This window comes from Escherichia sp. KTE114, from assembly GCF_000407765.1.
In the GTDB taxonomy this organism is placed as follows: domain Bacteria; phylum Pseudomonadota; class Gammaproteobacteria; order Enterobacterales; family Enterobacteriaceae; genus Escherichia; species Escherichia ruysiae.
The window spans coordinates 2,291,182-2,304,527 of the sequence record NZ_KE136626.1; the positions used below are offsets into that span (position 1 = coordinate 2,291,182).

12 protein-coding genes are annotated in these 13,346 nt (G+C 51.2%); 8 read left to right on the forward strand and 4 right to left on the reverse strand.

The features are described from left to right. The first annotated feature begins 94 nt into the window (after window positions 1–94). The 5 genes from WC5_RS10080 (at window position 95) to ppnP (ending at window position 2,791) form a co-directional block, all read left to right on the forward strand. Complete coding sequence (locus tag WC5_RS10080) at window positions 95–553, forward strand: YaiI/YqxD family protein (protein ID WP_000158148.1); 459 nt, start codon at window positions 95–97, stop codon at window positions 551–553. A gap of 181 nt (window positions 554–734) precedes the next feature. Continuing rightward, window positions 735–1,259, forward strand: a complete 525-nt coding sequence (aroL, locus tag WC5_RS10075) for a shikimate kinase AroL (RefSeq protein ID WP_000193382.1) — start codon at window positions 735–737, stop codon at window positions 1,257–1,259. A gap of 49 nt (window positions 1,260–1,308) precedes the next feature. Continuing rightward, window positions 1,309–1,500: a protein YaiA gene (gene yaiA / locus WC5_RS10070; protein WP_001142439.1), complete on the forward strand. Its 192-nt coding sequence runs from the start codon at window positions 1,309–1,311 to the stop codon at window positions 1,498–1,500. 257 nt (window positions 1,501–1,757) lie between these two features. Continuing rightward, the gene (locus WC5_RS10065) at window positions 1,758–2,435 is read left to right on the forward strand and encodes an AroM family protein (RefSeq protein ID WP_001276431.1); all 678 of its coding nucleotides are present in this window, start codon (window positions 1,758–1,760) and stop codon (window positions 2,433–2,435) included. A 71-nt stretch (window positions 2,436–2,506) separates the two neighbouring features. Continuing rightward, a complete protein-coding gene (gene ppnP / locus WC5_RS10060) occupies window positions 2,507–2,791 on the forward strand; it encodes a pyrimidine/purine nucleoside phosphorylase (protein WP_000941942.1) in 285 nt (94 codons plus the stop codon). Between the two features lie 355 nt (window positions 2,792–3,146). Here the strand turns inward: ppnP and rdgC are convergent, their stop codons facing one another. Beyond that, on the reverse strand, window positions 3,147–4,058 hold the full coding sequence (rdgC, locus tag WC5_RS10055; RefSeq protein WP_024192210.1) for a recombination-associated protein RdgC: 912 nt from the start codon (window positions 4,056–4,058) through the stop codon (window positions 3,147–3,149). A 124-nt stretch (window positions 4,059–4,182) separates the two neighbouring features. Between rdgC and mak the strand changes: the two genes are divergently transcribed. Next, window positions 4,183–5,091, forward strand: coding sequence for a fructokinase (gene mak, locus WC5_RS10050; RefSeq protein ID WP_001219346.1), 909 nt, complete (start codon window positions 4,183–4,185; stop codon window positions 5,089–5,091). 125 nt (window positions 5,092–5,216) lie between these two features. On the opposite strand, the gene araJ is transcribed toward mak, so the two are convergent. The 3 genes from araJ to sbcD form a co-directional block, all read right to left on the reverse strand. Beyond that, window positions 5,217–6,401 (reverse strand): MFS transporter AraJ, encoded by a 1,185-nt coding sequence (gene araJ, locus WC5_RS10045; RefSeq protein WP_024192211.1) that lies wholly within the window; start codon window positions 6,399–6,401, stop codon window positions 5,217–5,219. Between the two features lie 125 nt (window positions 6,402–6,526). Then, complete coding sequence (gene sbcC, locus WC5_RS10040; RefSeq protein WP_016231601.1) at window positions 6,527–9,670, reverse strand: exonuclease subunit SbcC; 3,144 nt, start codon at window positions 9,668–9,670, stop codon at window positions 6,527–6,529. Next, window positions 9,667–10,869 carry an exonuclease subunit SbcD gene (sbcD, locus tag WC5_RS10035; RefSeq protein ID WP_001221344.1) on the reverse strand — a complete coding sequence of 401 codons (1,203 nt, stop codon included), beginning with the start codon at window positions 10,867–10,869 and terminating at the stop codon, window positions 9,667–9,669. The genes sbcC and sbcD overlap by 4 nt, the downstream gene beginning before the upstream one ends. A 189-nt stretch (window positions 10,870–11,058) precedes the next feature. Here sbcD and phoB point away from each other — a divergent pair, with 189 nt between their 5' ends. Then, complete coding sequence (phoB, locus tag WC5_RS10030; RefSeq protein ID WP_000113933.1) at window positions 11,059–11,748, forward strand: phosphate response regulator transcription factor PhoB; 690 nt, start codon at window positions 11,059–11,061, stop codon at window positions 11,746–11,748. A gap of 57 nt (window positions 11,749–11,805) precedes the next feature. Beyond that, window positions 11,806–13,101: a phosphate regulon sensor histidine kinase PhoR gene (gene phoR, locus WC5_RS10025; protein ID WP_000893607.1), complete on the forward strand. Its 1,296-nt coding sequence runs from the start codon at window positions 11,806–11,808 to the stop codon at window positions 13,099–13,101. Window positions 13,102–13,346 lie beyond the last annotated feature (245 nt).

Here is a 13,346-nt window from a genome sequence, read left to right on the forward strand (position 1 = left end):
TTGTTTTGATAATCGCTGGCAGAAGCATAAACAGAACTATGCCGGAAGGCAAAAGCGCGACACAATAGAGGATTACCCAACAAAGGATGAGTTTATGACAATTTGGGTGGACGCCGATGCGTGTCCCAATGTAATTAAAGAGATTTTGTATCGCGCGGCTGAACGTATGCAAATGCCGCTGGTACTGGTGGCTAACCAGAGTTTACGTGTACCGCCATCGCCGTTTATTCGCACGCTGCGCGTCGCGGCAGGTTTTGACGTTGCCGATAATGAAATTGTACGCCAGTGTGAAGCGGGCGATTTGGTGATCACCGCAGACATTCCTCTGGCTTCTGAAGCCATTGAGAAGGGAGCTGCGGCACTTAATCCACGTGGTGAACGTTACACGCCAGCGACCATTCGTGAACGTCTGATGATGCGCGATTTTATGGATACCTTACGCGCCAGTGGTATCCAGACCGGAGGGCCAGATAGCCTTTCGCAGCGTGACCGCCAGGCATTCGCCGCCGAACTGGAAAAGTGGTGGCTGGAAGTGCAACGTAGTCGCTCGTGAATGTAATTTATTAGTTACAGTTCTTTCTTGAGTATTTCTTGGTATAGTAAGGGTGTATTGAAATTTTCACCTTAAGTGGAATTATTTCTTTACAGTCGAAATTGTACTAGCTTGATGGTATGATCGCTATTCTTACGAACCCGGCTTTCGCCGCATTGCGACCTTTTGGGGAAAACCCACGATGACACAACCTCTTTTTCTGATCGGGCCTCGGGGCTGTGGTAAAACAACGGTCGGAATGGCCCTTGCCGATTCGCTCAACTGTCGGTTTGTCGATACCGACCAGTGGTTGCAATCACAACTCAATATGACGGTCGCGGAGATCGTCGAAAGGGAAGAGTGGGCCGGATTTCGCGCCAGAGAAACCGCAGCACTGGAAGCGGTGACAGCACCATCGACCGTTATCGCCACGGGGGGCGGTATTATTCTGACGGAATTTAATCGTCACTACATGCGTAATAACGGGATTGTGGTTTATCTGTGTGCGCCAGTAGCGGTACTGGTTAATCGTCTGCAAGCGGCACCCGAAGAGGATTTGCGACCAACTTTAACCGGAAAGCCGCTAAGTGAAGAAGTTCAGGAAGTGCTGGAAGAACGCGATGCGTTATATCGCGAAGTCGCGCATATTATCATTAACGCTAACAATGAACCCAGCCAGGTGATTTCTGAAATTCGTAGTGCCCTGGCACAGACGATCAATTGTTGATTCCCGAGCGCCTATACTTAACGTTCATCCCGTGAAATAAGGAAGAACGATGCCAACGAAACCGCCTTATCCTCGTGAAGCATATATTGTAACGATTGAAAAAGGAAAACCAGGGCAGACCGTAACCTGGTATCAGCTCAGAGCCGATCATCCCAAACCTGACTCTTTAATCAGCGAACATCCGACCGCTCAGGAAGCGATGGATGCTAAAAAACGCTATGAGGATCCTGACAAAGAGTGACCGTATCAGACTGCTCGGAAGGGACTCTGAGTGCTACTACAAAGGATCTGCGTCACATTTTTCACAATTCATGTTTTTCAAATAATTAGAATATTAAACAATAACAATCTATTACTGGAATCATTTGGAATCTTTACATTATGCCGGGCGCGTCTACTGCTACGCTTTTTGTCATTTGTAGCACAGGTAAGTGCCAGCAGTGGTGCTTAACATTTGCCCGGTAATTAACGACGAAGTAAAAGTAAGGTGGAATAACAATGAGTGCGTCGTTGGCGATCCTGACCATCGGCATTGTACCTATGCAGGAAGTTTTACCGCTCCTGACTGAGTACATTGACGAAAATAACATTTCCCATCATAGCCTGCTGGGGAAGTTAAGCCGCGAAGAAGTGATGGCGGAGTATGCGCCAGAAGCAGGCGAAGAAACGATTCTTACATTATTAAATGACAATCAACTGGCTCACGTTTCGCGTCGTAAAGTAGAACGCGATCTGCAAAGCGTGGTTGAAGTGCTTGATAACCAGGGGTACGACGTCATTTTGTTGATGAGTACGGCAAACATTAGCAGTATGACGGCGCGTAATACAATCTTTCTGGAACCGTTGCGTATATTGCCACCGCTGGTTTCTACCATTGTCGAAGGTCATCAGGTCGGTGTAATCGTACCGGTTGAAGAACTGTTGCACGTTCAGGCGCAAAAATGGCAAATCCTGCAGAAACCGCCTTTGTTTTCTCTGGGGAACCCCATTCATGATTCTGAACAGAAAATCATCGATGCCGGGAAAGAACTACTGGAAAACGGTGCGGATGTCATCATGCTGGATTGTTTGGGATTTAACCAGCGCCATCGTGATTTACTGCAAAAACAGCTCGATGTTCCTGTTTTGCTCTCTAACGTATTGATTACAAGGCTGGCTGCAGAATTACTGGTGTAATTTTGCGTGACAGCCAGCGCCTCTGGCCCCTATAGTGAAGTAGACGTTCAACTACCAGACAGGGCCAGTTTATGCTTCAAAGTAACGAGTACTTTTCCGGCAAAGTGAAATCGATCGGCTTTTCCAGCAGCAGCACTGGTCGCGCCAGCGTTGGTGTCATGGTTGAAGGCGAATACACCTTCAGCACCGCCGAGCCTGAAGAGATGACGGTAATCAGCGGGGCGCTGAATGTGTTACTGCCTGACGCGACCGACTGGCAAGTGTATGAAGCCGGCTCCGTATTTAATGTTCCCGGCCACAGCGAGTTCCATCTGCAAGTTGCTGAACCGACCTCTTATTTGTGCCGCTATCTGTAATATCTCGCCTTCCCATTTAATGGGAGGGCATTTTTCTGAAATATTCTTTATTTTGGTAATAATAAACGCCAATGGCTGCTGGTTTTTATATTTCCGATATATACATAAAATATCAAATAGATATAAATTTTAGCGAAGATTGTTAATAAAATTAATGCGTTGATAACTTGTATTACTGACTTTGACGAACCGTCTATAAATTCATTGCATCAGTTATCCGTGCGTAATTCAAAATAGTGGAAGCACCAGTTGTCGCCTTAAAAATCGCGAATGATTATATCAATGTCAGGTGTGACTTTGTACGCCGGATAAGACGCGCCAGGCGTCGCATCCGGCATTAAAGGCAAATCAGCAATTAACGTTGTGCTTCGCCACCCAATCCTTCGATCAGGTTTTGAATTAACGCCGCCAGTTCACCGGTCATCAGGATGAAATCGGCATCAAAACGCTGGGCGAAATCTTCGCGGTCGATATCTTCGTTTTGATCGCGCAGTTCATCGCAGAATTTCAGGCGTTTGAGCGAACCATCATCACACATCACAAACTGAATGCGCTGCTGCCAGTCGAGCGTCAGTTTAGTCACCACTTTTCCAGCTTCAATGTGATTGGTGATCTCTTCGCTGGTCAGATCTTGTTTCTTCGCGCGGATCACGCCGCCATCTTCCAGCAGCGATTTCAGCTCGGCTTCATCAAGCAACTGGAAGCCCTGCGCTGCGCTACCGGAGCGTACCCATTCGGTCAGCGTCAGTTCAATCGGGTTTTCCATGGTCAATGGCACAACCGGTAACGACCCCAGGCTTTTACGCAGCAGTGCCAGCGTATCTTCCGCTTTTTTGGCGCTGGCGCAGTCCACCATAATCAGCCCGTTAACCGTGTCGATCCACATCATGGTCTGGCTGAAGCGGCTGAATGCGCGCGGCAACAGAGAGTGCAGCACTTCATCTTTCAGCGAATCTTTTTCGGTTTTCTTCAGCTTACGCGCCTGTTCCGCTTCCAGTTTGGCGATTTTCGCTTCCAGCGCCTGTTTAATCACCGGAGACGGGAGGATTTTTTCTTCTTTGCGCGCGCAGATAACAATTTGACCATTGGCAACGTGCGTTAACGCATCGCTGTGCGATCCCATCGGAGGAACCCAGCCCATCTTCGCCATGTCCTGGCTGCCGCATGGGGTAAATGCCATCGAGGCTAGCTGTTTTTCCATCTCTTCTGCACGCAGCGAAATCTCGCGGCTAAGACGGTAAACCATTAAATTTTTGAACCACAGCATGATAATTTCCACGGCCTTGTCGTTAAATTTAGCGGGCATGATAACGAATTGTCGGCGGCCTTGCATTGCCAATCCGGTTGTCCGTCTCTACGCTATTGATATTGAAAAAAATAAGGAGAGTACCGTGCGTATAGGTATCGATTTAGGCGGCACCAAAACTGAAGTGATTGCACTGGGCGATGCAGGGGAGCAGTTGTACCGCTATCGTCTGCCCACGCCGCGTGATGATTACCAGCAGACTATTGAAACGATCGCCACGTTGGTTGATATGGCGGAGCAGGCGACGGGGCAGCGCGGAACAGTAGGCATGGGCATTCCCGGCTCGATTTCGCCCTACACCGGCGTAGTGAAAAACGCTAATTCAACCTGGCTTAACGGTCAGCCATTCGATAAAGACTTAAGCGCGCGGTTGCAGCGGGAAGTGCGGCTGGCAAATGACGCCAACTGTCTGGCGGTTTCGGAAGCGGTAGATGGAGCGGCTGCGGGAGCGCAGACGGTATTTGCCGTGATTATCGGTACGGGATGCGGCGCGGGCGTGGCGTTCAATGGGCGGGCGCATATCGGCGGTAACGGCACGGCAGGCGAGTGGGGACACAATCCGCTACCGTGGATGGACGAAGATGAACTGCGTTATCGCGAAGAAGTCCCTTGTTATTGCGGTAAACAAGGCTGTATTGAAACCTTTATTTCGGGCACGGGATTCGCGACGGATTATCATCGGTTGAGCGGACATGCGCTGAAAGGTAGTGAAATTATCCGCCTGGTTGAAGAAAGCGATCCGGTTGCAGAGCTGGCATTGCGTCGCTATGAGCTGCGGCTGGCAAAGTCGCTGGCACACGTGGTGAATATTCTCGATCCGGATGTGATTGTGCTGGGGGGCGGGATGAGCAATGTTGACCGTTTATATCAAACAGTTCCGCAGTTGATTAAACAATTTGTCTTCGGCGGTGAATGTGAAACGCCGGTGCGCAAGGCGAAGCACGGTGATTCCAGCGGCGTACGCGGCGCCGCGTGGTTATGGCCGCAAGAGTAAAAAAACCAGGCAAGCGGCGCATCATGCCTGATGCGACGCTTGCCGCGTCTTATCAGGCCTACAAATGGCCGGATAAGGCGCTCGCGCCGCATCCGGCAACAAGCAACGCGCACCGTGACTGCAACTTACCCCAGTGGTTTCGCCAGCACCGGATTGTCCGCCACTTGCTGGCGCTTATAGCGACCATACAACAGCAACGACGACATTGCAGCAAACGAGAGCACGGCGGCTGGCAGTGCGACGTAATTATACGCCAGCCCCAGCGTCAGTATCATGCCACCGCAATATGCGCCGACGGCGCTACCGAGGTTAAACGCTATTTGCCCGCCTGCGGCACCTAATAATTCTCCGCCTTTGGCATTTTGCAGTAACAATATTTGCAGCGGCGCCGAAAGGGCAAATAACCCTGCGCAACAAATAAAAGCAAAAATAAGCGACGTTGTTTTCATGCCGCCGAAGAAAAAAAGCATGAGCAACGCCAGCACAATAATGAAGTCAGTTACTGCTGCAATACGCAAAGGTGAGTAACGTCCTGAAATACGTCCACTTAGAATATTTCCCAGAACCATCCCCAGCCCAACTAACATCATAATAAAGGTCATCGCCGTTTCCGAAAAACCGGAGATAAACATCATGTAAGGTTTTACGTAGCTGAACCAGGCAAATACACCTGCATTGCCAAACATCGTAGCGGCGAAAATTAACCACGGGGCCGGGCTACGCAAAAAGTGAAATTGTTCGCGCAGCTTTCCTTTCGCCTCGTCGCGAATATCCGGCACCCAAAAATAGACCGATGCCATCACCGCAATATTAAAAACAGCGATCAATAAAAAAGTGTAGCGCCAGCTAAATTCCTGACTTAAATAGGTTCCCAGCGGAATGCCCAGCAGATTGGCGACCGTCATCCCTGAAACCATACCCGCCACGGCAGCGGTGACTTTGCCGGGCTTGATAATTTTCGATAACACAATCGCCCCGACGCCAAAAAATGCGCCATGCGGAAAGCCGGAAACCAGGCGACCAATGGCGAGCATCAGGTAAGACGAAGAGAGCGTGAACATGGCGTTACCGATGACGCACAAGGTCACCAGAAACAACAAGATATGTTTAAGCGAGTAGCGGCTGGAAAAGAGCGCGATGATCGGCGCGCCGACCACCACACCCAGCGCATAATATGAGATCATATGCCCGGCGGCAGGAATCGAAATTCCTACATTATGTGCCAGCTCTGTGAGCACGCCCATAATGCCAAATTCGGCCATCCCCAAACCAAACGTGCCCAGAGCCAACGATAAAATGACTTTTTTCATACCACCATCACAACCACCAGGACGGCTACGAATCACCGTAGCCAATAAAGTGATAGCTTGCAGGATAACGACCAGCGAGGCCAAGAGATAATTCGCCCTTCTGTATTCATTATCCTGCTGAATAGTTATTTCACCGCAAACGTGTTGTCCAGTTTGCTGTAGCCCAGTCCGTTGATCTTCTTCACTTTGATCTGCACCGGAATACGCTCTTTCATCGCTTCAACGTGGCTAATCACGCCGATAGTTTTACCACTGGCGTTCAGGGCATCCAGCGCATCAAGGGCGGTATCCAGCGTTTCGCTATCCAGCGTGCCGAAACCTTCATCGAGGAATAACGAGTCAATGCGCGTTTTATGGCTGACCAGATCTGAAAGCGCCAGCGCCAGTGCCAGACTGACGAGAAAACTCTCGCCGCCGGAAAGCGTTCGGGTATCGCGTACCGCATCTGCCTGCCAGGTATCGACAACCTCGACTTCCAGCGCCTCGCTGGCTTTGCGCTGTAACAAATAGCGCCCGTGCAGACGGGTAAGTTGCTGGTTAGCGAGATGAACTAAATTATCCAGCGTCAGCCCCTGGGCAAACTTACGGAATTTATCGCCCTCTTTGGAGCCAATCAGCGAATTGAGATAACCCCAGTCTTCAACCTGCTGTGTTGTCTGGGCAATTTGCTGCATTAAGGTTTGTTGTTGCTGACGGTTGTCTGCATCCTGTTTCAACTGCTGGCGAATTTCGCCCTGACTGGTGGTGTTTTCACGCAACTTTTGGTTAGTTTGCGCTAACTCTTGTTGAATCTGTTCCGCCGTCACAGTGAGATCCAACCCATCAGGCCGGTGTTGCTGATGCTGTGCCAGCGTTTCTGTTGTCTGAGTTGCCAGCGTTTGCGCCTGACGACGCTGGTTTTCCAGATTCTGCTTGAGCTGTTCCAGTTGCGTTAGTGTTTCTTCATCCATCAGTGCCGCAAGGAACGCCTGCTGATCGGCAAAGACGCTGGCCTGTAGCGCGGTGTCAAACTGCGCCTGGGCTTTTTGCAGACTTTGCGCCGCCAGAACTTCTTGTTGCTGCAAGGTTTGCCGCTGGCTTTGCAACGCGAGACATTGCTCATGAACTTGCCGCCAGTTTTCCAGCGTCACAGTAGCTTCGCTGTGTGGCAGTTCATCATTTTGCGGCAATGTGTCCAGAATCGGCGTCAGCTGCTGAATACGGTTTTGCAGCTCGGTTAATTCGTTCTGGCGCTGCTGCCAGCTCTGCGCTTCTTGCTGACGTGTTGCCAACCAGCTCTCTTCTTCATCTTCTTGTGGCAGTGCCAGTGCGTAACCCGTTAACGCCGCAGAGAGTTGCTGATGGCGTTGTTCAATCTGTTGTTGATACTGGACAATTTGCTGATTGTGCGCGGCAATTTGTTCCTGCAATTCATGACGCTGATTGAGTAATTGCAGTTGCTTTTCATGCTCTTCCTGGGTGGCAAGCCATGGTTGAATATCGTCCTGCGGCTGCAAAGTGATACTGAGGCTGGCAGTTAGTGTATGCCATTCCTGAGTAAGTGCTTGCTCATCTTGTCGGAGGCTTTGTGCTTCGTTCTCATCCCGCTGAAGCTGCTTCGTTAAGGCGTCCAGTTGCCCACGTAGCGCCGCGCCTTCTTCACCGAGCTTTTTAACTTCATTTTCCAGCGCCAGTAATCGAGACTGATTAACGCCTGGTTCCAGCGCCCGATACGCCTCGACCGCCGGGTGGCTGGTGGAACCACAAAGCGGACAAGGCTGACCTGCCTGTAATTGCGCTCGCTGGGCTTCCAGCGTTTTAATGCGTGCTTCCTGTTCGCAAATGGTTTTGACATCGGCAAGCTGTTGCGTCTTCTCTTTATAACGTTGGCGCATTTCAGTGAGCGCGGCGTTACGTTGTGTCTGTTCCTGCGTAACGCTCTGAATAGCGGCCTGTAGCTGCGCCAGGCGTTTTTGCTGGGGAACAATTTGCCCATGTAGCGCGATCAGGCGCTGACGCAGCGGACGTTGTTCGGTATGTTGTGCCTGCGCAGCGGCAACTTCGGCGGCGGTTAAAGTTAAAGAGATCGCCGGAAGGGCATTAAGTTTTTGCTCTGCATGGGTTAATTGCTGTTGCCATTGCCGCAGATGCTTGCGATCGCTGGCCTGTTGGGCGAACTGCGCACGCCAACCCGCCAGTTCGTTGTTCCACTGCCGGAAGCGGTCGTGTTCGTGTAACCACGCATTCAGATTTTGTTGCTGCTGTTGTAATTCTGCCGACTGCTTCGCCGCGTGGTGACGAATGCTTGCGCGAAGCGCCATTGTGCGATGTAAGCGAGTATTTACTTCTTCAATCTGCTGGCGAGTATGCGCCAGCGCCGTATTGTGTTCTGCAATACGTTCCCAGTGCGGACGAAGATTTCGTGCGGGTTGTGCCAGACTGAGCGCCGCCAGTTGAGGTTGCGCTTTTTCTTCCTCGGCTAACGCCTGTTGCAGTGCCTGCTGACGGCGGCTGGCGTCTTTTTGCAATTCATCCAGACGCGTTAACCAGTTAAGCGATTGTTGTTCTTGCTGCTGTGTGGCGAGTAACTGTTTTTCTTCGTCAGTGAGTACCTGCAAACTTTCTGTCAGCGATTGCACCTGTTCTGGCGCTAATAATGCGACGCCGCTAGCCTGCGCTTGCAGCTTCTCCAGTTCAGTGCGAGCCGATTTATGTTGTTCAAAAACCATCGCGGAGATTTGCCCGTAGATTTCGGTGCCGGTTAACTCCTCCAGCAATTCCGCGCGCTCTTTCGGTTTGGCATTCAGGAAGGCAGCAAATTGCCCCTGCGAAAGCAGCATCGAACGGGTGAAACGCCCGTAATCCAGTCCGGTTAACGTCGCCGTTAATTCCAGCTTATCTTTCACTTTATCGGCGAGGATTTTGCCGTCTGCACAACGCGCCAGCTCTACGCGCGGCACCTGCAAATTACCGTCCGGCTGGTTACGTGCCCGATTCTGGCTCCAGAATGCGCGGTACGCTTCACCTTTGACTTCAAACTCCACTTCCGCCAGACATTCGGCGGTATCGCGGGTCATCAGATCATTTTGCGATTGCGAAACGTTGGAGAGGCGCGGAGTTTCGTGATACAGCGCCAGGCAGATGGCATCGAGCAGCGTGGTTTTCCCCGCGCCGGTTGGGCCGGTAATCGCAAACAGACCGTTGCTGGCGAACGGCTCGCGGGTGAAATCAATCTTCCATTCGCCTTTTAATGAATTCAGGTTTTTCAGGCGCAGGCTGAGAATTTTCATGCTTCGTGTTCTCCGGCGAGGCTATGCAACGTCGTGGCGAAAAGATGCTGCAGACGTTGCTGCTGCGATTCATCAAGTTCTTCCAGTGCCAGACGGCGATTGAACACCTCTTCGACGCTGAGTTCGCTGAGGGTTTCACGCTGTTGGCTGGCTAACACACGCTCGCGCTGTTCACGACTCCGGCGTACCAGCAATACTTCGACAGGTAATGATTCGGTTAATGCCTGGATTTTGCGCTGAATATCATGCAGATACTCATCGGTAGTGATTTCAATATCCAGCCAGACAGGTGGCTCCTGTGGCACATCGCGCCATTGTTCAAGCTGTTCGGTAATCGACGCCAAATCGCCTTTCAGCACCGCCATCGGTTGCGTTACCGGTACGTTCAGGTTTTCCACGCTCTCTAATTTGCCGTTTGAAAAAGTCACCAGATGGACATATTTACTCTTACCGCATTCATCAAAACTCAGTGGAATGGGGGAACCGCAATAGCGAACATGTTCCATGCCGCCAATAATCTGCGCGCGGTGAATATGCCCGAGTGCGATGTAGTCGGCTGGCGGAAAGTTTTGTGCCGGAAACGCGTCCAGCGTGCCAATATAGATGTCACGCACGGCGTCACTTTTACTGGCACCCACGGTCGTTAAATGCCCCGTGGCGATGATGGGCAGAGGTTGATCGCTGCGCAGCTTGCAGGCATCTGCATAGTGTTGTTGATAATAATCGGTGATTGCTGCCAGCAAATGCTGCTGTTTTTCAATGCCGTTAAGCCCCGCCTGGCTGGTAATAATGTCACGCGGGCGTAAAAAAGGAATGGGGCACAGCACTGCGCCCGGTGTCCCGTCGCGACGAGGCAAGATTTGCGGCTCATGTCCGGCACTGGCGACGACGGTGGTATTGAGGAACGCCATGATATCGCGCGATTCATTCAGCGTGGCGACCGAGTCATGGTTTCCCGCCAGTACCACCAGATGACAGCCAGTTTGCTGTAAATTGACAACAAAACGGTTGTATAACGTGCGGGCGTAACTGGGCGGCGAGCCGGTATCGAAAACATCACCGGCAACAATAATCGCATCCACCTGACGGGTTTGTGCTGTCTCCAGCAACCAGTCAAGAAAAGCCTGATGTTCAGCTTCGCGGCTTTTACTGTAGAAATTCTGGCCGAGATGCCAGTCTGAGGTGTGAAGGATGCGCATAACGATTCCCTGGCGAAAAAGCATGGGCGCGATTATACCCAAACAGATGTGTCATTTGCTTTTTTCTGCGCCACGGAAATCAATAACCTGAAGATATGTGCGACGCGCTTTTCATAAATCTGTCATAAATCTGACGCATAATGGCGTCGCATTAATGATCGCAACCTATTTATTACAACAGGGCAAATCATGGCGAGACGTATTCTGGTCGTAGAAGATGAAGCTCCAATTCGCGAAATGGTCTGCTTCGTGCTCGAGCAAAATGGCTTTCAGCCGGTCGAAGCGGAAGATTATGACAGTGCTGTGAATCAACTGAATGAACCCTGGCCGGATTTGATTCTCCTCGACTGGATGTTACCCGGCGGCTCCGGTATCCAGTTCATCAAACATCTCAAGCGCGAGTCGATGACCCGTGATATTCCGGTGGTGATGCTGACCGCCAGAGGGGAAGAAGAAGATCGCGTGCGCGGCCTTGAAACCGGTGCGGATGACTATATCACCAAGCCGTTTTCGCCGAAGGAGCTGGTGGCGCGAATCAAAGCGGTAATGCGCCGTATTTCGCCAATGGCGGTGGAAGAGGTGATCGAGATGCAGGGGCTAAGTCTCGATCCAACTTCTCACCGGGTGATGGCGGGCGAAGAGCCGCTGGAGATGGGGCCGACCGAATTTAAACTGCTGCACTTTTTTATGACGCATCCCGAGCGCGTGTACAGCCGCGAGCAGTTGTTAAACCACGTCTGGGGAACCAACGTGTATGTGGAGGATCGCACGGTCGATGTCCACATTCGTCGCCTGCGTAAAGCACTGGAACCCGGCGGGCATGACCGCATGGTGCAGACCGTGCGCGGTACAGGATATCGTTTTTCAACCCGCTTTTAACGCCTTGCTCATCGGACGCAGAGCAGGGCTTATGATTTCATAACTGGAGTATCTTACGTGCTGGAACGGCTGTCGTGGAAAAGGCTGGTGCTGGAGCTGCTACTTTGCTGCCTCCCGGCTTTCATCCTGGGTGCATTTTTTGGTTACCTGCCCTGGTTTTTGCTGGCATCGGTAACAGGACTGCTTATCTGGCATTTCTGGAATTTATTGCGCCTTTCATGGTGGCTGTGGGTAGATCGCAGTATGACACCGCCACCGGGGCGTGGTAGCTGGGAACCGCTGCTATATGGCTTACACCAGATGCAGCTGCGAAATAAAAAACGCCGCCGCGAACTGGGCAATCTGATTAAACGTTTTCGTAGCGGTGCGGAGTCGCTGCCCGATGCGGTGGTTCTGACCACAGAAGAGGGCGGTATTTTCTGGTGTAACGGACTGGCGCAACAGATTCTAGGCCTGCGCTGGCCGGAAGATAACGGGCAGAATATCCTTAACCTGCTGCGTTACCCGGAGTTTACGCAATATCTGAAAACGCGTGATTTTTCTCGCCCGCTCAATCTGGTGCTCAACACCGGGCGGCATCTGGAAATTCGCGTCATGCCTTATACCCATAAACAGTTGCTGATGGTGGCGCGTGATGTCACGCAAATGCATCAGCTGGAAGGTGCGCGGCGTAACTTTTTTGCCAACGTGAGCCATGAGTTACGTACGCCATTGACGGTGTTACAGGGTTACCTGGAGATGATGGATGAGCAACCGCTGGAAGGCGCGGTACGCGAAAAAGCGTTGCACACCATGCGCGAGCAGACTCAGCGGATGGAAGGGCTGGTGAAGCAGTTGCTGACGCTGTCGAAAATTGAAGCCGCACCGACGCAGTTGCTCAATGAAAAGGTGGATGTGCCGATGATGCTGCGCGTTGTTGAGCGTGAGGCTCAGACTCTGAGCCAGAAAAAACAGACATTTACCTTTGAAATCGATAACGACCTCAAAGTGTCTGGCAATGAAGACCAACTTCGCAGTGCGATTTCGAACCTGGTCTATAACGCCGTGAATCATACGCCGGAAGGTACGCATATCACTGTACGCTGGCAGCGAGTGCCGCACGGTGCTGAATTTAGCGTTGAAGATAACGGGCCGGGTATTGCGCCGGAGCATATACCGCGCCTGACCGAGCGTTTTTATCGTGTAGACAAAGCGCGTTCCCGACAAACAGGCGGTAGTGGGCTGGGGTTAGCAATTGTTAAACATGCGGTGAATCATCACGAAAGCCGCCTGCATATTGAGAGTACGGTAGGTAAAGGTACGCGTTTCAGTTTTGTTCTGCCGGAACGTTTAATTGCCAAAAACAGCAATTAATCTGCCTTTGTCATTTATTGTTGCCATAAGCCAGCCGATGCTGGCTTTTTTTCTTTGCAGTCAAAAGATGGACGCTAAATTTTTACAACGGCTGGTGATTTTTTGTTCGCATGATAAGCCATGTCTTTTTCATGGAAATAGTGTTTTATACTGGTTGGTGATTTCTTATCGCTATATACCTCTGGTTTTTAGATCCCTTCTTGCTTTAAAACGTTATAAGCGTTTAAATTGCGCTTCAGGTGCTG

Coding starts and splice junctions, on each gene's coding strand:
- WC5_RS10080 (WP_000158148.1), top strand. CDS start 95: ATGACAATTTGGGTGGACGCCGATGCGTGTCCCAATGTAATTAAAGAG.
- aroL (WP_000193382.1), top strand. CDS start 735: ATGACACAACCTCTTTTTCTGATCGGGCCTCGGGGCTGTGGTAAAACA.
- yaiA (WP_001142439.1), top strand. CDS start 1,309: ATGCCAACGAAACCGCCTTATCCTCGTGAAGCATATATTGTAACGATT.
- WC5_RS10065 (WP_001276431.1), top strand. CDS start 1,758: ATGAGTGCGTCGTTGGCGATCCTGACCATCGGCATTGTACCTATGCAG.
- ppnP (WP_000941942.1), top strand. CDS start 2,507: ATGCTTCAAAGTAACGAGTACTTTTCCGGCAAAGTGAAATCGATCGGC.
- rdgC (WP_024192210.1), bottom strand. CDS start 4,058: ATGCTGTGGTTCAAAAATTTAATGGTTTACCGTCTTAGCCGCGAGATT.
- araJ (WP_024192211.1), bottom strand. CDS start 6,401: ATGAAAAAAGTCATTTTATCGTTGGCTCTGGGCACGTTTGGTTTGGGG.
- sbcC (WP_016231601.1), bottom strand. CDS start 9,670: ATGAAAATTCTCAGCCTGCGCCTGAAAAACCTGAATTCATTAAAAGGC.
- sbcD (WP_001221344.1), bottom strand. CDS start 10,869: ATGCGCATCCTTCACACCTCAGACTGGCATCTCGGCCAGAATTTCTAC.
- phoB (WP_000113933.1), top strand. CDS start 11,059: ATGGCGAGACGTATTCTGGTCGTAGAAGATGAAGCTCCAATTCGCGAA.